General features: G+C 40.2%; 22 protein-coding genes and 1 tRNA gene. 15 read left to right on the forward strand and 8 right to left on the reverse strand.

Translation table 11 applies throughout. The annotated features are described in order from the left end of the window. Nucleotides 1–16: 16 nt before the first annotated feature. From pth to OWEHO_RS13295, 3 genes are read right to left on the reverse strand one after another with little or no spacing between them, the layout of a single operon-like run. Complete coding sequence (gene pth / locus OWEHO_RS13285) at nucleotides 17–583, reverse strand: aminoacyl-tRNA hydrolase (protein ID WP_014203005.1); 567 nt, start codon at nucleotides 581–583, stop codon at nucleotides 17–19. A gap of 17 nt (nucleotides 584–600) precedes the next feature. Continuing rightward, a complete protein-coding gene (locus tag OWEHO_RS13290) occupies nucleotides 601–1,233 on the reverse strand; it encodes a 50S ribosomal protein L25/general stress protein Ctc (protein ID WP_014203006.1) in 633 nt (210 codons plus the stop codon). Between the two features lie 15 nt (nucleotides 1,234–1,248). After that, nucleotides 1,249–2,181, reverse strand: coding sequence for a ribose-phosphate pyrophosphokinase (locus OWEHO_RS13295; protein ID WP_014203007.1), 933 nt, complete (start codon nucleotides 2,179–2,181; stop codon nucleotides 1,249–1,251). Nucleotides 2,182–2,390: 209 nt separating this feature from the next. On the opposite strand from OWEHO_RS13295, the gene OWEHO_RS13300 reads away from it, so the two are divergent. The 3 genes from OWEHO_RS13300 to OWEHO_RS13310 all read left to right on the forward strand — a co-directional run bounded on the left by OWEHO_RS13300 (nucleotide 2,391) and on the right by OWEHO_RS13310 (nucleotide 4,637). Next, nucleotides 2,391–2,472: transfer RNA gene (locus tag OWEHO_RS13300), tRNA-Leu, on the forward strand. Between the two features lie 121 nt (nucleotides 2,473–2,593). Then, nucleotides 2,594–3,034 carry a deoxycytidylate deaminase gene (locus OWEHO_RS13305; RefSeq protein WP_014203008.1) on the forward strand — a complete coding sequence of 147 codons (441 nt, stop codon included), beginning with the start codon at nucleotides 2,594–2,596 and terminating at the stop codon, nucleotides 3,032–3,034. After that, the gene (locus OWEHO_RS13310) at nucleotides 3,021–4,637 is read left to right on the forward strand and encodes a S41 family peptidase (RefSeq protein WP_014203009.1); all 1,617 of its coding nucleotides are present in this window, start codon (nucleotides 3,021–3,023) and stop codon (nucleotides 4,635–4,637) included. The genes OWEHO_RS13305 and OWEHO_RS13310 overlap by 14 nt, the downstream gene beginning before the upstream one ends. A 55-nt stretch (nucleotides 4,638–4,692) precedes the next feature. Here OWEHO_RS13310 and OWEHO_RS13315 read toward each other — a convergent pair whose 3' ends face one another. Together OWEHO_RS13315 and OWEHO_RS13320 are read right to left on the reverse strand one after the other, a co-directional pair. Next, nucleotides 4,693–4,968: a hypothetical protein gene (locus OWEHO_RS13315; protein WP_014203010.1), complete on the reverse strand. Its 276-nt coding sequence runs from the start codon at nucleotides 4,966–4,968 to the stop codon at nucleotides 4,693–4,695. Between the two features lie 70 nt (nucleotides 4,969–5,038). After that, entirely contained in the window at nucleotides 5,039–6,574 is a 1,536-nt protein-coding gene (locus tag OWEHO_RS13320; RefSeq protein ID WP_014203011.1) for a glycine--tRNA ligase, read from the reverse strand. A gap of 114 nt (nucleotides 6,575–6,688) precedes the next feature. On the opposite strand from OWEHO_RS13320, the gene OWEHO_RS13325 reads away from it, so the two are divergent. Together OWEHO_RS13325 and OWEHO_RS13330 are read left to right on the forward strand one after the other, a co-directional pair. Beyond that, the gene (locus OWEHO_RS13325; RefSeq protein WP_014203012.1) at nucleotides 6,689–8,128 is read left to right on the forward strand and encodes an FG-GAP repeat protein; all 1,440 of its coding nucleotides are present in this window, start codon (nucleotides 6,689–6,691) and stop codon (nucleotides 8,126–8,128) included. 124 nt (nucleotides 8,129–8,252) lie between these two features. Continuing rightward, nucleotides 8,253–8,588: a hypothetical protein gene (locus OWEHO_RS13330; protein WP_143764605.1), complete on the forward strand. Its 336-nt coding sequence runs from the start codon at nucleotides 8,253–8,255 to the stop codon at nucleotides 8,586–8,588. A gap of 51 nt (nucleotides 8,589–8,639) precedes the next feature. Here OWEHO_RS13330 and OWEHO_RS13335 read toward each other — a convergent pair whose 3' ends face one another. After that, nucleotides 8,640–9,215: a MarC family protein gene (locus tag OWEHO_RS13335; RefSeq protein ID WP_014203014.1), complete on the reverse strand. Its 576-nt coding sequence runs from the start codon at nucleotides 9,213–9,215 to the stop codon at nucleotides 8,640–8,642. A 155-nt stretch (nucleotides 9,216–9,370) separates the two neighbouring features. On the opposite strand from OWEHO_RS13335, the gene OWEHO_RS13340 reads away from it, so the two are divergent. From OWEHO_RS13340 to OWEHO_RS17985, 9 genes are all read left to right on the forward strand, one after another. Next, complete coding sequence (locus tag OWEHO_RS13340) at nucleotides 9,371–9,754, forward strand: hypothetical protein (RefSeq protein ID WP_014203015.1); 384 nt, start codon at nucleotides 9,371–9,373, stop codon at nucleotides 9,752–9,754. Between the two features lie 6 nt (nucleotides 9,755–9,760). Then, nucleotides 9,761–11,035 (forward strand): hypothetical protein, encoded by a 1,275-nt coding sequence (locus OWEHO_RS13345; protein ID WP_014203016.1) that lies wholly within the window; start codon nucleotides 9,761–9,763, stop codon nucleotides 11,033–11,035. A gap of 62 nt (nucleotides 11,036–11,097) precedes the next feature. Continuing rightward, nucleotides 11,098–11,676, forward strand: a complete 579-nt coding sequence (locus OWEHO_RS13350; protein ID WP_014203017.1) for a DUF3109 family protein — start codon at nucleotides 11,098–11,100, stop codon at nucleotides 11,674–11,676. A 459-nt stretch (nucleotides 11,677–12,135) separates the two neighbouring features. Continuing rightward, nucleotides 12,136–13,110, forward strand: coding sequence for a ribonucleotide-diphosphate reductase subunit beta (locus tag OWEHO_RS13355; protein WP_014203018.1), 975 nt, complete (start codon nucleotides 12,136–12,138; stop codon nucleotides 13,108–13,110). An 87-nt stretch (nucleotides 13,111–13,197) separates the two neighbouring features. After that, nucleotides 13,198–15,663, forward strand: a complete 2,466-nt coding sequence (locus OWEHO_RS13360) for a ribonucleoside-diphosphate reductase subunit alpha (protein WP_014203019.1) — start codon at nucleotides 13,198–13,200, stop codon at nucleotides 15,661–15,663. 462 nt (nucleotides 15,664–16,125) lie between these two features. Next, nucleotides 16,126–16,602, forward strand: a complete 477-nt coding sequence (locus OWEHO_RS13370) for a hypothetical protein (protein WP_014203020.1) — start codon at nucleotides 16,126–16,128, stop codon at nucleotides 16,600–16,602. A 10-nt stretch (nucleotides 16,603–16,612) separates the two neighbouring features. Next, nucleotides 16,613–17,017 carry a hypothetical protein gene (locus OWEHO_RS13375; RefSeq protein WP_014203021.1) on the forward strand — a complete coding sequence of 135 codons (405 nt, stop codon included), beginning with the start codon at nucleotides 16,613–16,615 and terminating at the stop codon, nucleotides 17,015–17,017. A gap of 635 nt (nucleotides 17,018–17,652) precedes the next feature. After that, nucleotides 17,653–19,098: a M20 family peptidase gene (locus tag OWEHO_RS13380; protein WP_014203023.1), complete on the forward strand. Its 1,446-nt coding sequence runs from the start codon at nucleotides 17,653–17,655 to the stop codon at nucleotides 19,096–19,098. A 359-nt stretch (nucleotides 19,099–19,457) separates the two neighbouring features. Next, nucleotides 19,458–21,635: an LruC domain-containing protein gene (locus OWEHO_RS17985; RefSeq protein ID WP_052301137.1), complete on the forward strand. Its 2,178-nt coding sequence runs from the start codon at nucleotides 19,458–19,460 to the stop codon at nucleotides 21,633–21,635. A 79-nt stretch (nucleotides 21,636–21,714) separates the two neighbouring features. Here the strand turns inward: OWEHO_RS17985 and OWEHO_RS13390 are convergent, their stop codons facing one another. After that, a complete protein-coding gene (locus tag OWEHO_RS13390) occupies nucleotides 21,715–22,239 on the reverse strand; it encodes an adenine phosphoribosyltransferase (RefSeq protein ID WP_014203025.1) in 525 nt (174 codons plus the stop codon). Continuing rightward, nucleotides 22,239–23,417 (reverse strand): acyl-CoA dehydrogenase family protein, encoded by a 1,179-nt coding sequence (locus OWEHO_RS13395; protein WP_014203026.1) that lies wholly within the window; start codon nucleotides 23,415–23,417, stop codon nucleotides 22,239–22,241. Before OWEHO_RS13395 ends, OWEHO_RS13390 begins: the two co-directional genes overlap by 1 nt. A gap of 114 nt (nucleotides 23,418–23,531) precedes the next feature. Here OWEHO_RS13395 and OWEHO_RS13400 point away from each other — a divergent pair, with 114 nt between their 5' ends. Further along, complete coding sequence (locus OWEHO_RS13400) at nucleotides 23,532–24,200, forward strand: DUF4271 domain-containing protein (protein WP_014203027.1); 669 nt, start codon at nucleotides 23,532–23,534, stop codon at nucleotides 24,198–24,200. Nucleotides 24,201–24,215: the final 15 nt, after the last annotated feature.

Below are 24,215 nucleotides of genomic sequence, written 5' to 3' on the forward strand. Positions count from 1 at the left end.
AGCAGTAAAGAAGTGATTACTTCTTGTTGTACTCATTCATAGCGGTATTTAAACCTGCTAAGGCGAAGGTTTCTATAGCTCCGCAGGAAAGCTCAATTCGTGGTTTTAGATCCGTGATCTCCTGAGCTTCCCACTCCCCAAGTACATAATTTACCTGGCCTCCTTTTGGGTAGTCATTACCAATACCAAAACGAAGACGAGGATAATCCTGCCTTCCAAGAATTTGATTTATGCTTTTCAAACCATTGTGGCCTCCATCGCTTCCTTTTCCCTTTAGGCGTATAGCGCCAAAGGGAAGGGCGATTTCATCAACCACTACCAGTAAGTTCTGTAAAGGAATTTTTTCGTGCTGTAGCCAATAATTGATGGCCTTGCCGCTAAGGTTCATATAGGTGGAAGGTTTGATAAGAACCAGCTCTTTATTCTTCACCTTAAGATAGGCAACATCAGCGTAACGATCGGTCTTAAAACTAATATTGGACGCACCGGCAAGTGCGTCCAATATTTTAAAACCTATATTATGACGGGTTTCAGCGTAATCTTCACCGATATTTCCTAATCCGGCTATGAGATACTTTTTCACCCTAAATAGTGTTTAGACTATGCTTCAGCAGCAGCTTCAGTAGCTTCGCCACCTTCAGCAGTTGCCTCTTCTTCCCCATCTCCCTCCTCATCGCTATCATCAACAGCGTTACGAGAAGTTTGAACAGTAAGAATAGTTCTTTGTGGCTCGTGAGAAATTTCGTAACCATCAGTGTTTACATCGCTTACGCGTACTGACTGACCAATTCTCACTTCAGTAATATCGATATCGATATGTCCTGGAAGGTGCTCTTCAGTAGCTGTTACTTTAAGCTTACGCAAGTTTACTTTCAAACGACCACCATTACGCACACCACGAGAGTTACCAACTAGGTTGATAGGCACTTGAATGGTGATAGCTTTGTCAGCTGAAGTTTGGAAGAAATCTACATGCTCGATAGCATCAGATACTGGGTGATATTGTACATCACGGATTACAGTTCTGTAAGTCTTTCCGTCAAGATTGATCTCTACAAGATGCGCTTCCGGGGTGTATAGCAATTCCTTGAAGCTTGGCTCAGGAGTATAGAAATGGATATTCTCTTCGCCTCCGTAAATTACGCATGGTACGTTTCCTTCTCTTCTGATTAGCTTGGCGGTTTTGCTGCCTAGCTCAGTTCTCAAGGTACCTTCGATGGCTATGGTTTTCATCTTTACTTGTTTTTATTACTCTAAAAAATGGGAACTTATTGATTCGTGATGGTGAACTTTGTGCATGATATTCGCAAAAAGTTCGGCAATAGATATCACTTTTATCTTCTCGGGTAGATTATCATGAGGAATAGTATCCGTGATAACCAACTCTTCTAATTTCGAATTGGTGATGCGCTCCATGGCTTTGCCACTAAGTACACCGTGAGTACAATAAGCTCTTACGCTCAAAGCACCTTGCTCTATAAGCATATCGGCAGCTTTGGTAAGCGTGCCAGCAGTATCAATCATGTCATCAATCAATACTACGTTTCTACCTTCTACATTACCAATTACCGTCATCTTGTCGATCACGTTGGCTTTTTTGCGCTGCTTGTAGCAAATCACTACTTCGCTTTCCAGCCACTTGGCGTAGTTGTTAGCTCTTTTTGAACCTCCCATGTCTGGAGATGCAATGGTCAAATCGCTTAAGCCTAAATTCTTGATGTGTGGTACAAAAAGAGAAGAGGCGAACACGTGGTCAACAGGAATTTCAAAGAAACCTTGTATTTGATCTGCATGCAAATCCATCGTCATAACACGAGTTGCACCAGCTGTTTCCAGCATTTTAGCAATCATCTTAGCACCTACTGGTACACGAGGTTTGTCTTTTCTGTCCTGACGAGCCCAACCAAAATAAGGCATGATGGCCGTAATATGCTTGGCTGATGCGCGCTTCGCTGCGTCAATCATCAACAAAAGCTCCATAAGGTTTTCAGTGGGAGGATTGGTGCTTCCTATAAGGAATACACGACCACCACGAACCGTTTCTTCAAATGATGGTTGAAATTCTCCATCGCTGAATTCAGAAACCTCCATTACACCCATAGGCTGACCGTAGGCTTTCGCCATCTTTTCAGCTATGCGCTGGGAACTTCTTACTGCAAAAATTTTTGCGCTCGGTACCACTTGCTTAATCCTTTGGTATTGTTGATTTTATATGACCCTCAAAAAGGGCTGCAAATGTAAATAATTATTCGTGAACAAATAAAATATATTTACCCGAGATTGAAAAAAAGAGCAAATTCTTTTTGAGAATCAAAAATACTTAACCTACTTTTGCCAACCGTTTTGAAAACGGGATCAAATTTACAGCTACCAGTAAGTTTAAATGATTTGCCCAGGTGGCGGAATTGGTAGACGCGTTGGTCTCAAACACCAATATCGAAAGATGTGCCGGTTCGAGCCCGGCCCTGGGTACAAAGAGTAAAGCCTCAGCAGAAATGTTGAGGCTTTTTTTATTTCCACTTCCCTCATAGCCAAATTCTAATTTCCTCGTTTATATTTAAAGAGTCTTTTCAGCATCTTTGCTAGCCTTATTATGAAGAAAGAAAAACAACTACGATACGACATTGCTTACTTACGTATGGCGCGCGAGTGGGCAGAGCTTAGTCACTGCAAGAGAAGAAAAGTTGGCGCGCTGATTGTAAAGGATAGAATGATTATTTCTGATGGTTACAATGGAACGCCAAGTGGGTTCGAGAATTTTTGTGAAGACGAGGAAGGTTATACCAAGTGGTATGTACTTCACGCGGAAGCGAATGCCATATTAAAGGTGGCGGGCTCAACACACAGTTGTAATGGCGCAACATTATATATCACCATGTCGCCTTGCAAGGATTGTAGTAAGTTGGTGCATCAGGCGGGTATAAAAAGAGTGGTGTACGTAGAAGGCTATAAAGATGATAGTGGATTGAAATTTTTGGAAAAGGCCGGAGTAGAGGTATTACATTTAGACGACATAGATAGTGAAGTACAGTAGAATTATATTTCCCATATTTCTGAGTATCGCAATGCTTGCGGGTATTGTGATAGGTGTATTTTTTGACTTTCCTGCGAAAAGCGTGGCACTTACTGAATCTACTCAAAGGGAAAATAAACTACGTCAAATACTGAACTACATTGACTTTGAATATGTGGATAACCTGAATACGGATAGTATTTTGGATATTACCATTTCTGATCTTTTGCGAAAGCTTGATCCGCATAGCGCTTATATTCCACAAGATCAGGTTGCGGCTACGGAAGAAACTATTAAAGGAAGTTTTGAGGGTATAGGTATAGAGTTTCGCATTTTTAAAGATACCCTTACCGTAATCAGAGCTATAGAAGGGGGGCCTAGTGAAAAGGTAGGGATTCGTGCTGGCGATAGAATATTGATGGCAGCCGATAGGCAAATGTTTGGCGAGGAGCTAAGGAATAAGGATGTGATCGAAACCTTAAAAGGTGAATCGGGTACACGTGTTTCGCTGGCAATGTATCACCCTTTGGATGGCACTAAAGAAGTGGTAACGGTAAAACGTGGAGAAGTGCCTATCAATAGTGTACAGACGGTTTTTATGGTGGATGATAGCACAGGTTACGTAAAGCTCGTTCGCTTTTCTGCAACCACTGGTAAAGAGTTTAATAAAGCATTGAAGCAGCTAAGAAAAGCTGGCGCTGAGCGTATAATTTTTGATTTGCGTGATAATCCTGGAGGGTTGCTGTCCGCTGCCCGCGAAGTTTCAGATGAACTTTTGGGGAATGATGAAATGATTGTTTTTACCAAAAACAGGGAAGGCGATAAAAATGTGGTAAAAGCTGGTTCCAGCGGTTTGTTTCAGGATGGTCCATTGGTTCTCCTTATCAATGAAGGATCTGCTTCGGCCAGCGAAATTGTGGCAGGGGCCATTCAAGATAATGATAGAGGCTGGGTAATTGGGCGTAAGTCTTTTGGAAAAGGCCTTGTGCAAGAAGAAATGACTTTGAACGATGGTTCAAAAATAAGACTGACCACCCGGAGATATTATACACCAAGTGGACGCAGTATTCAAAAGCCATTTGAAGATTATGATCAAAGCTATCTGCAAAGAAAGGGCTATCATGATGGGGACAGTCAAGCGCTAAACGACACCTTGCCGGCAAATAAAATTTATAGAACACTCAATGGGCGTCCTGTGTTTGGTGGCGGTGGTATAGAGCCAGATGTAAAAGTAAATTTAGATACCAGTCGGGCTGGTGTTATTTTGTATCACTTGGCTGCTTTAGGTAATATTGATAATAAGGCTTTTGCCTACGTAGATGATCACCGTGCTGAATTTGAAAGCTTAAATCGAAAAGATTTTATGCAGGCCTTTGAGGTGACCGATACGGTGATGCACTACTTTTTTAGCAATAATGCTGATGAGCTAAAGAAGTATGATGAAAATATAAATACTCTGCTGAGGGCACGAGTAAAGGCTTATTTGGGCTACTATCTTTATGGAAATTCAGCTTTTCAGGAAGCCTATGGACAGTATGATCCTTTTATAAAAGAGGCTTTAAGAATCTTAAATGAAAATGGTGAATCTCCAGAGTTGAAAGAGCTGGAGAGTATGGTGGAATAAAAAAATCCCGAAAGCTAAGCCTTCGGGATTTCAATGATATCAATAAGTCTATGACTTATTTGTGATCGTGACCTTCGTGAGCGTCTTCTACAGACTCTTCAACATCTTCAGCACCATCTTCGATGGCTTCACCGGTTTCTTCAGCCGCATCTTCTACAGCGTCAGCACCTTCTTCCATAGCGTCACCAGCTTCGTCAGCTGCATCTTCCATGTTGTCACCCATTTCTTCTACTTGGTCTTCTACTTTTTCTTCAGTAGAGGCTTGATTGTTGCAAGCTGACATAAAACCTACGAAAGTCAATGCCATTGCGAATAAGCTAACTTTTTTCATTTGTAACAGATATTTGGTTATTTAAATAAGTGAGCGAATGTAGTTATTTTCTTAACATCCTACTAAAGCACTATTTTTTTAATAACGTCTTGATACTTACAATTGTTTGCAGCCTATTTCCGAGTTCGCTGATCGAAATGCGTTCTTGCTCCATGGTGTCTCTGTTTCTTATGGTAACAGTCTGGTCTTCTTTTGTTTGATGATCCACGGTAACACAAAGTGGAGTTCCGATGGCGTCATGTCTGCGGTAGCGTTTTCCGATAGCATCTTTCTCATCATATTGGCAATTGAAGTCCAATTGAAGCTCGCTGATAATCGCGCGCGCGATTTCAGGTAGTCCGTCTTTTTTCAAAAGAGGAAGTACCGCAACTTTTATAGGGGCCAAAGCCATTGGAATTTTCAAAACAGTACGCTCGCTTCCGTCTTCCAGTTTTTCTTCGGTGTAAGCCGCAGAAAGCATAGCCAGGAACATACGATCTAAACCAATGGAAGTTTCCACTACGTAAGGCGTGTAATTCTTGTTGATCTCCGGATCAAAATATTGAAGCTTCTTTCCGCTGTGTTCTTCGTGTGCCTTAAGGTCAAAGTCAGTGCGGCTGTGGATTCCTTCCAATTCTTTAAATCCAAATGGGAAGTTAAACTCAATATCTGCGGCAGCATTGGCATAATGGGCCAATTTATCGTGATCGTGAAAACGGTAATTTTCTTCACCCAATCCAAGTGAACTGTGCCACTTCATACGTTGCTCTTTCCAGTATTCGTACCACTTCATTTCTTCACCAGGGCGAACGAAAAATTGCATTTCCATTTGTTCAAACTCCCTCATGCGGAAGATAAACTGACGTGCAACGATCTCATTACGGAAGGCTTTTCCTGTTTGGGCAATCCCAAATGGAATCTTCATTCTTCCGGTTTTTTGCACATTAAGGAAGTTTACAAAAATACCCTGAGCTGTTTCCGGACGCAGATAAACGGTGGTAGCACCATCAGCAGTAGAGCCCATTTGGGTGCCAAACATCAGGTTGAACTGACGAACCTCTGTCCAGTTTTTTGAACCAGAAATTGGGCATGCAATTCCCTTTTCCTCTATCAGTGCTTTTACATCTTCAAGATTGCCATCTTCCAAACCTTTGGCCATGCGAGCCATTGTTTCATTGGCTTCGTCAAGGTATCCTTTTACACGAGGGTTGGTTTCACGGTACATGGCTTCGTCAAAGCTTTCACCAAATCTTTTGGCTGCTTTGGCACATTCCTTATCTGCTTTTTGGCGAAGTTTTTCGGCATAGTCTTCCAGTAACACATCCGCACGGTAGCGCTTTTTACTATCCTTATTATCTATCATTGGGTCGTTGAACGCGTCAACGTGCCCACTGGCTTTCCAAGTGGTAGGGTGCATAAATATGGAGGCATCAAGGCCCACAATGTTTTCATGCATTTGCACCATAGATTTCCACCAATAGTCGCGAATGTTTTTCTTTAGCTCCACACCATTTTGACCGTAGTCATAAATAGCCTGCATACCATCGTATATCTCACTGGAAGGGAAGATAAACCCATACTCCTTGGCGTGAGAAATTACCTTCTTAAATAGTTCGTCCTGATTCATGGGCGCAAAAGTATTTATTCTTTTGAGAGGGGAGAATAGGAAAACAGAATTTAGTTGGATTTGAACATGTAAAGAAATTCTGTAATTTTCGGTTTCAACTAAACTAATATTTCTATGATTTATCGATTCAGTTTGCCTCTCGTATTCTTTGTTGTTTCTTTTTTCAGTTTGAATGCTCAGCAATTAACTTTTGAAGGCGATACAGTTTCTACAAATGATCAGCTTGGTTTTGACGTAGCGATGACAGAAAACTTTGGGGTAAGTGCTGCCTGGCAAAAGAATATATGGTATCAAGGTGAACTAAAAGAAGAAGCGGGTTGCGTGTATTTGCATAAGAAGGAAAAAGGTGAATGGGTTTATCAAGAAAGAATAACCTGTCCTGAACCTAGGAAAGATGATTCTTTTGGAAGGTCAATTGCGATATCAGAGGATTATTTGGTGGTTGGAGCTGCATCTAGAAATCAAGTGGCTGCTGTTGGGCATTGGGCTCGCGAGGGGGCTGTATATATTTATGAGTATTCAGATGAAGGCTATGTTTTTAAGCATGAGCTAAAATCAGATAAGCTGGAAGGAGATGCTCGTTTTGGAGAAAAGGTCGCATTGGGAGGAGATTATCTTGCAGTTGTTTGCAATTACCCTGAAATTGGTTTGAATTCAAATAAGTATGTAGGAGCAGTGTTGGTTTATAAACTTTCAAAAGAGCTGGCCCCAATAAAAATAGGCGCGTTTGTTTCTGCAAGTAATGCGGGTCTTTTTGATTATTCCGTTGAAATTTATGGAAATACCATGGTTTTAGGGGAAGAGGGTAAGCGAATTTCTATTTATAACTTGGAAGGTGAATCGGTTGATTTGAAGCAAGAATTGTTGCCTCAAGAAGGTTTTGAATCTGATTTCGGGCATGATGTAGCTGCGAGTGATGATTATATTGTGGTAGGGGCGTCAGGTGGTGATTATGATTTTTATGGGGTTGAATTTGACTCAAGCATTGATTCGCTGTACTCATTGATGATGATTGATGATGAAACGGGCCGATTTGCCATGAAGTATATTCAAAACAATAAGGCAGATATGGAGAAGTATGGGGTCTCTAGCGAGGTGTTTAAGAAAGGTGCAAAGCCTTACGAAACCTGGGAAGAATACTCCGCCAGAAAGGGTGGAGCAGGAGCTGTTTATGTTTATAAAAAGGAAAAAGATGGATATAAGCTTTCACAAACTTTAATGGCTTCGGATAGGAAGGCTGATGATAACTTTGGTATGTGTGTGGAAATTGAAGGAGATTTAATAGTGGTAGGGGCTTTTGGTAAAGCAAGTAGCCAAGGTGGTAAAGACGAAGATCGTTTTGCAGGTGCGGCCTACGCGTTTAAACTTAACAAAGGAAAATGGAAGGAAGTGAAAAAATATCAGGAACAAAACCCCAAGGGCTGGGATAAGTTTGGTTTTTCGGTTGCGTGTTGCAAAGATGATATAATGATTGGGTGCAGGTTAAAGGATGTGGAGAAAGATGGTACTTTGATTGAGGATGCCGGAACGGTTTATTTTTATAAAAAGCCTTGATGCAAATTACTAAGTCATTTATGCCAACTAATTGAAAAATGATAAGGTTGAGGTAATGTGGTATGTGCGTGAAAAAGTGTTTGTACACCTTTGTGCTACCGTTATAAAAATCAAAACCTTAACTATGAATTTTTCCAAAATCACCCTTCCGGTATTCGGGATATCCTTACTTGTATTTTCTGGCTGCAGCAAAGATGATGACGGCCCTCTCGGTTTGGGCGGGGCTTGCGGCTTTACCTGGTCAGTTCGCATTGCTGACGAAATTACTGCACTTTCTCAGGCAGCATCAGAATATAGTCAAGATTCAAGTCAAGCGAAATGCCTCGATTATAAAAAGGCCTATAATGATTACTTGGACGAAGCCGAAGATATCAAGTCATGTGTGCCAGCAGGAGATAAAGATGACTTTCAAAAAGACATAGACAAAGCCCGTGATGAGCTGGATAAGCTTCCTTGTTAATATTAATTGTCCATAAAAGAAGCTCCACTTTATTATAGAGCGGGGCTTTTCTTATTTAAAAAGTTGCTGCACATTTTCTGAAAATAGCTTTACGGCAATAGCCAAAAGGATTATTCCAAACACCTTACGAAGAATGTCTAGTCCCGATGAGCCAAGCTTACGTTCTAGCCAGGCAGCACTTTTTAATACAGTAAATACCAAAAGGCAGTTAATCAAAATTGCTACAATTATATTGGCCATTTCGTATTCAGCACGCAGCGAAACCAGCGTGGTCATGGTGCCGGCTCCTGCAATTAGCGGAAATGCAATGGGAACAATAGAAGCCGATTTAGCCTCTTCATTTTTGATAATGTCAACACCCAGAATCATTTCCATTGCCAAAATAAGTAGTACCAAGGCACCTGCCACGGCAAATGAGTTTACATCCACACCAAGATATTTTAGCAGGGTTTCACCCAAAAACAAAAAGGCAATCATAATGCCTGCAGCTACAATGGTGGCTTTTTCACTTTGAATGTGTCCCACTTTTTTTCTCAAGGAAATAACAAGAGGAATACTACCGATGATATCAATTACTGCAAACAAGATCATGGTGGCAGATATGATTTCTTTGATGCTGAAATTCATGGCTTTGGGGCGTTTTGAAATTTTCGGCAAAAGTATATTCTTAATATAAGATGGCAATGTAGATGTAGCTTTTTGTGCAAACTGCTCATCGATATAATTGCTTTGAGAAGAGACTTGCTATCTTTAAGATAATTAAACCTTAAATCTAAATTATTATGAAGCATCAATCTGAAGCGAAAACCCTGGAGCCAGGCAGGGAGGGTTTTATATATTTAACAGTAAACTGTGCTTATGGGCAAAGTTCGTACACAGTAGTTTCGTGGCTTAGTAGGGGGAAAGTCGCTAATCAAATCACCTCTTTTCAGGGTAATGTGGTAAACCTAAAGCTGGGCAGCGTAGCGGACTTTATGGGCAAGGAGTTTAGGGTATACTCTATGGTAAAAGATGTGATTGACAAAAGTGATGGTCGCCCTGATTTGGATATTCAGCATACCATATTGGTGAGTGGTCAATCAGACAAAGTGGCTAAAACCTGGGAGGAAGGTACTCAGGGGGTAGGTGCTGAGTTTAGTTTTTCACTGGATGTGCAAGTAATATAATCCGACATGAAAAAGTTAATCTTGATAGTTGGAATTTCTGCATTGACCTTCCCCTTTGCCGCCAAGGCACAAATAGACACTTTGCGTGAAGTGAATTTGGATGCGATGGGGACACCTACAACTCCTGCTTTTCAGGTGATGGGAACTAGTCCGAGTGAAATTGAAAAGCCCGCCACTGCTGCAGAGTTTGTAATCGCTATTCAAAATGCTTCAGATAATTTTTCCACTTTTCCTACCAATTTTGGAATAGCATTCACTCCTTTTTGGTGGACCAATGGTAAAGAGTTGGATTTTGAAGTGGAGTTTAGCACCGAAAATAAAATGCGGCTTTGGAGGCATTTACAGGTTTCTTTAGGTACGGTAGGTGGAGCTGGTGGCATTGAAGATAATTGGCGCTACGCTCTGGGTTTACGAACCAACTTGTTGGAAGGAAAAATAAACCCCGACTCGCGAAAGGCTTATGACGCTCTTTTGAAAAAATCAGCAAACGCTTATAATAAGGCATTGGACGAGCGTAATTCCGGTGATGCAGTATTGCAAAATCTATATTTAAAGAAGGAGGAGTACTTAACAGAGAAAAAGGAAATTAGCAATCAATATCCACCAGATAGTGCGATGGAGGCTGAGGTGAGAATACGATATGAGGTGGTGAAGGCTTTGATAAAGGAAACTCAGGATGCTATTGCAGAAAGGCAAAAAGAGCTTGATGACACTCCCTTGCCGGAAGACCCTCTATTGACACAAGAGCTGAATGCGGCAATGCAAAAACTGTATGTGCGCTATGGCTGGAAGTGGGACTTGGGTGCTGGTGGTGCTTATGATTTTGTAGATAATAAGTTGGATTCTTCAAAGTTGTACCGTGCTGGTGTATGGACAAATTTTGGCTATAGCCTAAAAGGAAATGAAAAGCACCAATGGACGTTTTTGAGTGCTGCTCGATACTATTATTATGACCAGGTGATTTATGCTTTAGAAAATCAAACCGTGTTGATTGATAATATGGGAGCAATTGACGCGGGTGTAAGAGCGGTGTTAGATGTCAAAAAGTTGAGCATATCATTGGAGGCTTTATATAGGATGGGGTTGAATGATAATTTTGAGAATACCTATAAAATTAATGCTCTGGCCAATTATCGATTTTCTGAAAACCGCTCGGTGTACGTGTCGGCTGGTAATGATTTTAATGATACATCTGTGGGTGGGCCTAAGCAGTTGCGGGTGTATATAGGTCTTAATCTTGGCTTAGGTGAAGGAAAGGATATTCTGTATCGCGCGAGGTAATTTTGGATGAATCCAAATTCAATTGAGTGCTTAACTATAAAAGTACTCACTACCTTTGCGGCATGATAGCCATTGATAAAACTCTTATTTCTGAAGATATTCTTGAAAAAGCCTTTGTGTGCGACCTTTCTAAATGTAAAGGAGCCTGCTGCGTAGAAGGTGATGCTGGTGCTCCGCTAGAAGATAGTGAGGTTCTAAAGCTGGAAGAAATATATGAAGATGTAAAACCTTATCTCCGTAAAGAAGGTGTAGCGGCTATTGAAGCGCAGGGAACTTCTATTGAAGATCCTGAGGATGGCGAATGGGTGACTCCGCTTGTAAGTGGGGCTGAGTGTGCCTATGTTATTTTTGATGAAAAAGGCACGACCAAGTGCGGAATTGAAAAGGCCTGGGAAGAAGGTAAAGTAGATTGGCGCAAACCTGTTTCATGCCATCTGTATCCAATTCGTATTACAAACTATCCCGCCTATGATGCGGTAAATTACCATAAGTGGGAAATCTGCAGTCCTGCTTGCGATTTGGGCGCTCAGCTAAAAGTGCCAGTGTATAAGTTTACTAAAGATGCGCTTGTGCGTAAGTATGGTGAAGATTGGTATAAAGAGCTTGAGGAAGTTGCCGAGCACTGGCCCGGGAAGATTTAGTTTTCCATTGTCCATAGTCCATAGTCCATAGTCCATAGGTTTTGGCTGGTCTTCTTTTTTGGAGGCTAGTTATTTTCTTGTGCCTTGCAGTGATGTCAATCAGGATTGAAATTCGATTACCGTGTACTCCCTATTCAACTTTATCAACAATTCGTGTGGATTAAATGTGAGTAATCCACGTAATTTCTATTTGGAAATTTTCCAGCTTAGGTAAACAGTGAACTTCCAGCATTCTAACTTTTTCACGGTGTTAATAAAAGCGAATAATTGTTAAGAACTACCTCTTGTTTCCAGCCTGCACATACTTGAGCTTTGTGGAGCAAGCTGATAGATTGGAAGAGTGACCTCTATCAATTCGTAAATAAATTTATTGATTATCAATAAGTTAAGATAGAAAAGCTGAGGCTAACTATCAGTAAATGAAAAGAGTTAAGCAAACGATATAAAGCAGAACCTAGAATGAGTCAACAGGAACCAATTTTACAAGAGAACAAAAACCGCTATGTCCTATTTCCTATCGAGCACCATGATATATGGGAGTGGTATAAGAAACAAGAGGCAAGTTTTTGGACGGCTGAAGAAATTGACTTGCACCAGGATTTAACGGATTGGGAAAACAAGCTAAATGACGATGAGCGTTATTTTATAAAGCACGTTTTGGCATTTTTTGCGGCCAGCGATGGTATCGTAAATGAAAACCTTGCCGAAAACTTTGTAAACGAAGTTCAATATACTGAGGCTAAGTTTTTCTATGGTTTCCAGATTATGATGGAAAACATCCACAGCGAAACTTATTCCCTGCTTATCGATACCTATATTAAAGACAAGGAAGATCGTAACAGACTTTTCACAGCTTTGGAAAACTTCCCGGCTATTAAGAAGAAAGCGGACTGGGCTATTAAGTGGATTGAGTCTGACTCATTTGCTGAAAGACTTATCGCCTTTGCTGCGGTTGAGGGCATTTTCTTTAGCGGATCATTCTGCTCTATCTTTTGGTTGAAGAAGCGTGGCCTTATGCCAGGACTTACTTTTAGCAATGAGCTTATCTCTCGTGATGAAGGCCTGCACTGTGATTTTGCTGTGCATTTGCATAATAAGCACTTGATAAATAAAGTGCCAAAAGAGCGTATTAGACAAATACTGATGGAAGCTTTGGATATTGAGCGTGAGTTTATCACCGAGTCTCTTCCGGTAAACCTTATCGGAATGAACTCTAAGCTGATGACCGAATATTTGGAGTTTGTAACCGACCGACTTTTGGTAGAGCTAGAGTGCGAGAAGGAATACAATGTGAGCAATCCATTTGATTTTATGGATATGATTAGCCTTCAAGGAAAAACAAACTTCTTTGAAAAGCGTGTGGCTGAATACCAAAAAAGTGGTGTGGTGCAAGGGCAAGACTCACAGCAAATTTCGTTTGACGCAGATTTTTAAAAATAAGAACCAAATAATCAAGGTGGCTAGTTGAGGCTGAGCCATCATATAATTTCTACTTTATTAACGATTAACCTACTACAAGGCATGTATGTACTAAAAAGAGACGGCAGAAAAGAATCAATAAAATTTGACAAGATTACCGCGAGAATCCAAAAGCTATGCTATGGATTGAGCGAACTTGTAGATCCTACTACGGTAGCCATGAAGGTGATTGAGGGGATTTATGAAGGAGTAACTACCTCTGAGTTGGATAGCCTTGCGGCAGAAGTTTCTGCTAGTATGACTACCCGTCATCCTGATTATGCTCAGCTTGCTGCGCGTATTGCCGTATCTAACTTGCATAAAAATACAACCAAGTCTTTCAGTGAAACCATGAAAGATTTGAAGGAATATGTGAACCCAAAAACGGGATTGCATTCTCCACTTATCGCTGATGATGTGTATGAAATTATTGAGAAAAATGCCGCTCACCTAGATTCTACATTGATTTACGATCGTGATTTTGGATATGATTATTTTGGTTTCAAAACTTTGGAGCGCTCCTATCTTTTACGTGTAAATGGACAGATTGCTGAGCGTCCGCAGCACATGCTTATGCGTGTAGCTATTGGTATTCACAAAGAAGATTTGGAAGCAGCTGTGGAGACTTATGACTTGATGTCTAAAAAGTACTTTACTCATGCTACTCCAACCTTGTTTAATGCCGGTACTCCTAAGCCTCAAATGTCTTCTTGTTTCCTTCTTACCATGAAGGATGATAGTATTGATGGAATTTATGATACGCTTAAGCAGTGTTCTAAAATTTCTCAATCGGCCGGAGGTATCGGTCTTTCTATTCATAATGTGCGCGCTACCGGTTCCTACATTCGCGGTACCAACGGTACTAGCAACGGTATTGTACCAATGCTTCGCGTGTTTAATGATACCGCTCGATATGTAGATCAAGGTGGTGGTAAGCGTAAAGGTTCTTTCGCTATTTATCTAGAGCCTTGGCATGCTGATATCTTCGATTTTCTTGATTTGAAAAAGAATCACGGTAAGGAAGAAATGCGCGCTCGTGATTTATTCTACGCTCTTTGGACACCAGATTTGTTTATGAAGCGCGTGAAGGAAGGTGGTGACTGGACTTTGATGGATCCTAATGAGTGCCCGGGACTTTGTGATGTGTACGGTGAGAAGTTTGAAGAACTTTACACCAAATATGAGCAAGAAGGAAAAGGAAGAAAAACGGTAAAAGCTCGTGACCTTTGGGGTAAAATCACTGAGTCACAAATTGAAACTGGTACTCCTTATATGCTTTATAAGGATGCTGCAAACGAAAAGAGTAACCAGAAAAACTTGGGAACTATCCGTTCTTCAAACTTGTGTACCGAAATCATGGAGTATACTGCTCCCGATGAGGTGGCGGTTTGTAACCTGGCCTCTATCGCACTTCCGATGTACATCGAAGAAGGTAAGTTTGATCACCAAAAGCTTTATGATGTTACCTATAAGGTGACCAAAAACTTGAACCGCATTATTGACCGTAACTACTACCCTGTAGCTGAAGCTCGAAATAGTAATATGCGTCACCGTCCGGTTGGGCTTGGAGTTCAGGGTTTGGCAGATACATTTATTAAGTTGCGTTTGTCATTTACATCTGATGAAGCAAAACAGCTTAACAAGGATATTTTCGAAACCATTTATTACGCTGCGCTTTGTGCTTCAAAAGACGAAGCAATTCAGGATGGTGCTTACGAAACTTTTGAAGGTTCACCAATTAGTAAAGGTGAGTTCCAGTTTAACATGTGGGGCATCAGCGAAGATGACCTTAGTGGAAACTGGGATTGGAAAGCACTTCGTAAGGAGGTGATGGAAAAAGGAGTGCGTAACTCACTTCTTTTGGCGCCAATGCCTACGGCTTCTACTTCTCAGATTTTGGGTAACAACGAATGTTTTGAGCCTTACACAAGTAACATTTATACCCGTAGAGTACTTTCAGGTGAATTCATCGTGGTAAATAAGCACTTGCTTATTGACTTGGTAGATCTTGGTCTTTGGAGTGAAGATCTGAAGAATGACATTATACGTGCAAACGGTTCTATTCAGAATATTGATATCATTCCTGATAACCTGAAGGAGATTTACAAAACCGTATGGGAGATGAGTATGAAAGATATCATCGACATGAGTGCGGATAGAGGTTGGTTTATTGATCAGTCTCAATCTCTTAACCTGTTTATGGAAAATGCAAATATTGGTAAACTTACCTCAATGCACTTTTATGCATGGGAAAAAGGTTTGAAAACGGGTATGTATTACCTCCGTACTAAAGCGGCAAGTGATGCTATTAAGTTTACCGTGCAAAAGCAAAGTAAAGCTGAGGTAACTCCGGTAACCGATAGCAAGCAAACTGAGAAGATTCAGGAAAAAGAAAGTGTACAAAAGGCAAATAGCCTTGGTGAAAAGCGTGTGGCTGAAATGGCTGAGCGTGTAAACAACTTTTCGGATGAAGAAGTGATTGCTTGTTCTATCGACAATCCTGATGATTGCGAGGCTTGCGGATCATAAAATTTATAGTAAGATGATTGCAGAAAGCCGTTACATAATTATGTAGCGGCTTTCTTTTTTTAAAATATTATAAAAAATGGAAGAATGCAGTTTCCTCATTGCGAGCACATCTAGTTTTTTGCGTGTTTACTGCAAATGTTAAAGTGGAAAAATCGGGCGTTAAAAAGGAGGGTTGTAAGAGGAGTTTGACATATATTCGCATTGCTTTCAGGGTAGGAGGTATATTTTGCACAGAGGAAAGCCTTTGCCAGAGCGCAATGAAAGAGATGAAACATGAAGACGGCTTTACGCTATCATTTTTAAAACTATACTGGCAGCATTATTGCTTCCCGACAAATATAGAGTAGAGAGTTTCATGACGAGGGCCATCACGTGGAGACGGGGTGGCCTGTTTCATTTTAGGGTGTTTCAAATCGGTGAACTCACTTTTTCTTTTCACTAAAAGACTTACATTCGTTAGTAATGAAGACTACTCTATTAGCTTTTTTTTCCTTTGCAGGTATATTATTACACGGCCAGTCTGACGCTGCAACTAAGGCTCGTGAGCATATGTTTAGAGCACTTACGGTTGCTGATGGTGTTTTTATCAAAGATTTAGAAACAAACATTTCACATTCCCCGTGGGAGGCTCTCGCTTATATGGAAGAGGGAAGTATGCTTTCTATGGATGATTTGAATGAAGCGGTGCCAGATTACTATTATTTTCAAAGTAACAATTTGCTTCAGTTAAAATTAATTGACGCAAAGAACCCTGAAGGATTTGGCACCGATCTGACCATTCCTTACCGAATAGATGGTGGTGAAACCATTTTATTAATAAATCCCAAGGCTAATAAAGTAGAAGACAGCTGGGATATTTTGTACTTGGATAAAAATTATTTGGCTCTTGATATGGGAGATATCAGAGTGTTCTTTATTCATACTATTATAAAAGAATAGAAGCGTATATATGAGTGGCGACAAGCAAAATCTTGAAATATCAAAGATTCAAAAGGAAATTGAGAAGTACCTAAGTTTGGGAAGTACTTCTATCATTTTTGATTATCAATCATCAAACCACGGAACGCGGTTGGATGTAATCACCGTAAACCCAAGGCACAATCAATCCTTTTTGTTTCACTCTGTAGAGGGCTATAGTAAGATTGATACGCTGAAGAGTATGCTGGAGTACGTCCGGGATTATCGAGACAAAAAGAATAGTTATACAATACAATGGTCGGTAAAAGGAGTTAACGAATTGCACACCTCTTACTTTAGAGCCAAAGATATCCCAGAGGCGATAGATAAACTTCATTATGGTAGAGATCCAAATGGAATTACCATCTTTAGTGTAGTTTTAAACCCGGTATCCTGATAAGTTCCTACATTCACAGCTAGAGCTTGTTTATATTTTTGTTACCTTAATCATTAAAGTAACATCACACCTAAATTAATTCGCACATATGCCAAGAGAAAGAAGAAGAATAGTGAGGCAAAGAGCCAAACGGATTCAAAAAATCTCTAAGCCAAAGCCTACAACAAAAGATTATCTGCAAAGGGCGTTGGTTATTCTTATAATAGTAGGAATATTAGCTACAGCCCTTATTGTTACTTACGATTGGTAACATAAGATAACGTTCATATGTAGTTAACTCGGTAGGCTTTTGATAGCTTTAATTTTGTAGTGGAAATACGTCAGTAAATACTCGTAAGAAACGTATTACCAGATAGTTAAGTAAATTTTTTTACATTTAACCAAATACAAAATTATAATTGTCATGAGTATAGCTAAAAATCAAGGAAACCTAAAGGTAGAAATAGTAGGAGTAGTAGTTCTAATTACAACAATAGTTGGTGGTGCATTATACTTCGCATTATAGTATCTAATTTCGACTAAGTTTTTTCTTTTTATCTGGGGAGGTTTATAGCCACCTTATATTTCATATCACTAGCTGATATTATTCGAGTATGGATTGAAAATTCAACAGTGCTTTGAATTATATTAGTTGAATGAAAAAAACTATTCTAATTATCGTGCTGGGGGTAGTCATTTTGGTGACTATCGTTCTGCTTAGAACTTTCAGTTTCACAGCTCCTCAGTTTTCAAATACATTATCTCCTGTCAGTGTAAAATCAGATGGGAGTTTATTGTCTCAAGCTATTAGTTATGAGACCATTTCACACAAGCGCGAAATGCGGGATGATAGTGTGTTTTTGGCTTTTCACAGTTTTTTGCAAAAATCCTTTCCGAAACTTCATCGACAGTTGACGAGGGAGCTTGTCAATGAGCACTCATTACTATATACGTGGGAAGGTGCTGATCTTTCAAAAAAACCACTGATTTTGGCGGCACACATGGATGTCGTACCCGTGGATTATGCTTCTAGAAATGATTGGGATGTGGCTCCCTTTTCAGGAGAAATATTAGAAGGAAATATTTACGGAAGAGGAACCATTGACGACAAGGGTAGTCTTATTGCAATTATGGAGTCCATCGAAAATCTAATAAATCAAGGTTTTAAACCTGATAGAACTATAATACTTGCATTCGGACATGATGAGGAAATAGGAGGAAATGAAGGGGCAAAAGCAATGGCGGTAATTTTGGAGAAGCGCGGTACTCGAGCTTGGATGGTAATAGATGAAGGAGGGACGCTAGCTAATGGAATTGTACCGGGAATTGAGGGTACTGTAGCATTAATAGGTACAAGTGAAAAAGGTTACGTTAGTTTGGAGGTTAGTGCAGATATGGCTGGCGGTCACAGTTCTATGCCAGAGCCAATGAATGCACTGGAAGCCGTGAATAGAGCTGTCCATATTTTAAAGGAAAACCCTCTTCCAGATAGATTTTCCGAGCCAATTCAAGGTTTTATTGATCACATAGGTCCTAATTTGCCTTTTGTGCAAAAAATGGCCTTTGCAAATACATGGCTGTTTAAGCCTGTAATTTACAACACTTATAACAAGTCCGCTTCTGGTGCGGCATTGGTGCACACCACACAGGTAGTTACAATGTTTAATAGTGGGTTAAAGGATAATGTGGTGCCAACACGAGCTCGGGCTGTAGTAAACTATCGCTTACTCCCTGGTGATAATCCGCAAGATATATTGAGTCGTGCTAAGGACTTAATCAATGATACAATTGTTAAAGTAACTGTATATGATGATTTTGCGGTTGCTGCATCACCGATATCAGATCATTCAAGTTTAGAATTCGAGTTTTTGGCTAATGCAATAATTGCAGTAAACCCCAATGCGATAGTAAGTCCTTATTTGGTGCTTGGAGCGACCGATGGTCGTTACTATTATAATATTACTGATAAGGTGTTTCGTTTTAGTCCTATTCCTTTAGAGAAAGAAGATTTGAATCGTATTCACGGTGTAAATGAGCGAGTTTCAGTAAAGGGCTATGAGAAGAGTGTTTCATTTTATGCCACACTAATTAAAAACAGTTAAGCATTAAAATCACTGAAAGTCAATTCTGTCAACGAAGTTTCTAATGACTTGATTTTTATTGGCTTAATGTTAATTAGTTTGTCGTTAATCCTTAAGGTTTGATTTTGTGTAAGTTATGCTGTTTCTATTTTAGTAAATTTATTGGTAATTCCTTCTGTGTTGCCCGCTATCAAAGGATTTATTTAGGTTCTGGGTTGAAAAACCAGTAACTTGCAGCAGGTTTTAATGTTGTGCAAATAGTACTACAGTAAACCTACAGCGATGAAATATTGCAATTGGTCGAATTCTTTAATTCGGTGTCGATAGCTGATGTACTTTCGCTCATGAAACTTTAATTACTCACGATAATTATGAAATTAATGAAGCTCTCACTTGCAACTCTAACTCTAGCAGTTGCATTTTCTTCTTGTAAAAAAGACGATCCGGAAACTGTTTCGGTAAATAATAATGTAGCCCATACTGATGAAATGGTTGTTCCTGCAAATTTTGATTATCAAAATTCGCGAGGAGTGGATTATAGTTTTTCTAATATTAGCCAATGGGGAAAAGAAAAACTAAGATTAGATATCTATGATTTTTCACCTTATGGTGGAGGTGGTCTTTTAGAGTCGAAATTTTTGGAGGCAAATGGAACGCTTACAGGTTCTGTGGTTCTGGCTAATACGGTAAAAACGGTATACGCTGTGTTGAACTTTCCTGATGGAAGCTCTGTGATGACGGTGATTGAAGCACAAGGAAATAGCTTTAATTATGACTTTTCTGCTCAAAAAAGCCTCAGGAAAACTGCCCCCGTTAGTACTAACTGTACTTCAGGATGTGATCAAACTTTCAATAATCATTCTAGCAATGTAAGTGTAAACAGTAATGATCCTGGGTTGGTTTATTGTTTTACAGGAAATACAACTGGAAATATCAACATTAACAAGGGTGGTGTAACTGTGCGTATATGTGGTACAGCTGATATCAACCAGATAAGTCTAAATAATGGCTCTTTCTTGGAAATCACGGATGGTGCGGATGTTACTATTAAAAACCTTTCGGTAAATTCAAATGGTACGCTTACAGTTTATAATGCTGACTTGTCAATAGAGAATAGCTTTTCTCCTTCAGGTGTAGTTACTAACTATGGAACACTTGAAATTGAAAAAGGCCTTAACCTGAACAGTAATGCTGATTTAGATAATTATGGTACAGTGACCGTTGGACAAAACATGAATGTTAGTTCAACACTGAACAACTACGGAACTTTAGATATAGAAGGGAATGTGGCTCTTAACGGAGGCTCAACTACACTGAATACATGTAAAATGATGGTAGGTGGTAAGATGGATTTCAATGCTCCAATTACAATTGAAGGATATATCGGTGTAGACGGTAAATTGACCGTAAATGGAGGCGGAGTAGTGACACTAAAAGACGGTGGTATGTTAGAAGGTGCGGAAGCAACGATAAACAACTCAATTACTGGAACGGGTGCAGCTACTTCGTTGATGAAGGTGAGTGGTAAAACAACTATTAATGGCGGTGGATCGCTAAACGGAAGTTTGGAGTATTGTGACTTAGATGGTGTAGAAACAAATACAGGAGCAATAAATGCTCCAGCAACTTTGGCATGTAACGTATACATTGCTACGAATGCTTGTAATCCTGTAGGCAATGGAAGCCCACAAATAGCAGATGATGATAATGATGGTGTTGGTAATGATGTTGATCTTTATCCAAATGACCCTGCTGCTAGTGGAGCCATATATTACCCATCTGCTAATAATTTTGCAACTATAGCTTTTGAAGATTTATGGCCACACGCTGGTGATTATGATTTTAATGACTTAGTGGTAGGTTATAATTACACTATGGTAACCAACGCTAATAATGAGGTTGTAAGAGTTGAAGGTAGGTTTGTTACTAAGGCAATAGGAGCAGGTTTTACTAATGGCTTTGGTGTTCAATTAGGTTGTGCGTCATCGGCTGTAGCATCTGTAAGTGGTAATCTTTTGACTCAAGGATTTGTCAACGAATCTTCTAATGGAACTGAGCAAGGGCAAACTAAGGCTACCATAATAGTTTTTGACAATGCTTTTAAAACAATTAAGGATGTAGGTGGAACTAGTTTTGTTAACACAGTAAAAACGGAGGCTATTAAAACCCCGGATACCCTGAATATTCAAATAGCTTTTAATACAGCTATTTCTCAGGGTCAATTAGGTATGGCTCCTTTCAATCCATTTATTTTTATTAATGGAGAAAGGGGCAAAGAGGTTCACTTAGCTGGCCACCAGCCAACTGACTTGGTGGACAACAGCTTTTTTGGTGTGGGAGCGGATGATACGCAAGTATCTAATGGTAAATTTTACAAGACTGAGAAAAACCATCCTTGGGCGATAAACGTTGCTGGTGATTTTGACTACCCCGTGGAGAAAGAGGATATTGTAACAGCATATAGTTACTTTGCTACTTGGGCACAGTCAGGAGGAAGTCAAAGTGCAGATTGGTATGCTGATCTTTCTGGATACAGAAATAGCACAAAGGTTTACTAAAACCGGAGTGTTAGGGAATATAAAAAAGCCGGCTCGAAGCAATTCGAGCCGGCTTTTGCTTTTTGCATGCTTCGTTTACTTAGTACGAAACTAGGCTGTGCTTTTCTAATTTCTGAGCAAAGGATGTGTCGCCATTAAGAAAAGATAGCTCAACCAAAAACTGGGCAGCTATTACTTCAGCTCCAGCGCTTTCAATTAATTTGATAGCCGCACTTACAGTGCCACCTGTGGCAAGTAAGTCATCGTGTACAATTACTCTTGCATCAGGCTTGATGTCTTCTTTGTGAAGCTCCAAAGTTGCTGACCCATATTCCAGATCGTAACTGCAGGAAAACACTTCTCTAGGAAGCTTTCCTGGTTTTCTAATGGGTACAAAGGGTATGTTTAACTTTTGTGCCAAAGCAAAGCCAAACATAAAACCTCTTGACTCCACACCTGCAATTATATCCGGATTCAGCCTTTTTGCCCATTCAGCCATGGCTTCTACACACTTGTGGCATAATGCGGGGTTTGACAAAATCGGGGTTATGTCCTTAAAAGAAATTCCCGGCTTTGGGAAGTCGGGAATTTCTTTAATACAATCTCTTAATTCTTGTTCTAACATTATTTGAATGCATTGAGTCCAGTTACATCCATACCAGTAATTAGTAGGTGAATGTCATGTGTTCCTTCGTAAGTCACCACAGACTCTAGGTTCATCATATGGCGCATAATAGAGTACTCTCCAGTGATGCCCATTCCACCAAGCATTTGGCGTGCTTCGCGGCAAATGTTTAGTGCAATCTCTACACTATTTCGTTTTGCCATAGAAATTTGAGCCGAGGTTGCTTTCTTCTCGTTTTTAAGAACACCAAGTCTCCAAACCATAAGTTGAGCTTTGGTGATTTCAGTAATCATTTCAGCAAGCTTCTTTTGCTGTAGCTGAAATCCACCAATTGGTTTACCGAACTGGATGCGTTCTTTTGAATATCTCAGTGCGGTATCATAGCAATCCATAGCTGCACCAAGTGCTCCCCAGGCAATGCCATAGCGAGCGCTATCCAGGCAACCTAATGGTGCGCCAAGCCCAGATTTATTAGGTAATAGGTTTTCCTTTGGGACTTTCACATTGTCAAAAACAAGTTCACCGGTAGCGCTTGCTCTAAGGCTCCATTTGTTGTGAGTTTCGGGGGTTGTAAAACCTTCCATTCCGCGCTCTACGATTAACCCATGAATACGGCCTGTTTCATCCTTAGCCCAAACTACAGCAACATCGCAAAACGGTGCATTGGAAATCCACATTTTAGCACCATTCAAAAGATAGTGGTCGCCCATATCTTTAAAGTTGGTAATCATTCCTCCAGGGTTGGATCCAAAGTTAGGTTCTGTAAGTCCAAAGCTTCCAAGAAATTTTCCGGAAGCTAATTTTGGAAGGTATTTTTTTCGCTGTTCCTCATTTCCGTAAGTATAAATAGGATACATCACCAACGATGATTGTACCGAGCAAGTAGATCGAACTCCTGAGTCTCCACGTTCTATTTCTTGCATCATCAATCCATAGGAGATTTGATCAAGGCCAGCACCTCCATATTCTTCAGGTATGTAAGGTCCAAAAGCACCAACCTCTGCTAAGCCGTTAAGGAGTTGCTTTGGAAATTCAGCACGTTGTGCATAGTCCTCAATAATTGGCGAAACACTCTTCTTTACCCAATCACGAGTGGCGTTTCTTACTAATATGTGTTCCTCACTTAGAAGCTCGTCTAGGTTGTAATAATCCGGAGATTGAAATAAATCACTTGCCATGAATCTGAAAAATTTTTCACAAATGTAAACAAACAGGCCTTGTTTCATCATCGTATTTAGATTGTGTAAGACGGATGATGCTTTGCAATTAAAAGTCGGTTAAATTTGCGGCCAATGGAACAGGTTCTTCCTTTACATCATACGGATTGGTTACTGTGGCTGTCATTAGGTGTTTTTAGCCTATTGTTGGCGGCCAGGTTGTATAATCCTATTCGTTTCAAGGCCTTTTGTATACTTCCTTTTCATGCCAATAGATCCGAGCTAGAAGGTAGTTTTCGCCCTGTAGTAGGTCGTGGACTTTTTGATGTAAGCCTGGGCTTAAGTTCCTTCGCTATTTTAGGCCTTGCCGTGTTTTTGATTCTGCATCCATACCACCATGAACTTCCAGTACTGGGAGAGTGGCGAATGTACCTTCGGTTAATAATGATTCTGCTGTTGTTCTTTGTTTTTAAGAATTTCATGGGGCTTTTAGTAGGGTGGGTGTTCAATAAAACTGACTTTATAGCCAGCGCTCAAAATGTGTCTTTTGCATATAGAGCTTGGCTGGGGGTGGTACTGTTCCCAGTATGCATTGCCATGGTGTATGGAGGTGAAGCTTATCAGGTGCTCTATTATCTGCTCCTCATAGTGTTATGTGGAGGTTATTATTTCTCGGTTCAGTTTTTCACAATTAGGATTTGGCGTATAGATGCTTTCTTGTACTATAAAATTTTCTACCTTTGCGCGCTGGAAATCACTCCCTTGATCTTTCTTGTGAGTTGGCTTCAAAGCCTTTACAGATAAGAGATTGTGATTTCG

This window comes from Owenweeksia hongkongensis DSM 17368 (assembly GCF_000236705.1).
Taxonomy (GTDB): Bacteria; Bacteroidota; Bacteroidia; order Flavobacteriales; family Schleiferiaceae; genus Owenweeksia; species Owenweeksia hongkongensis.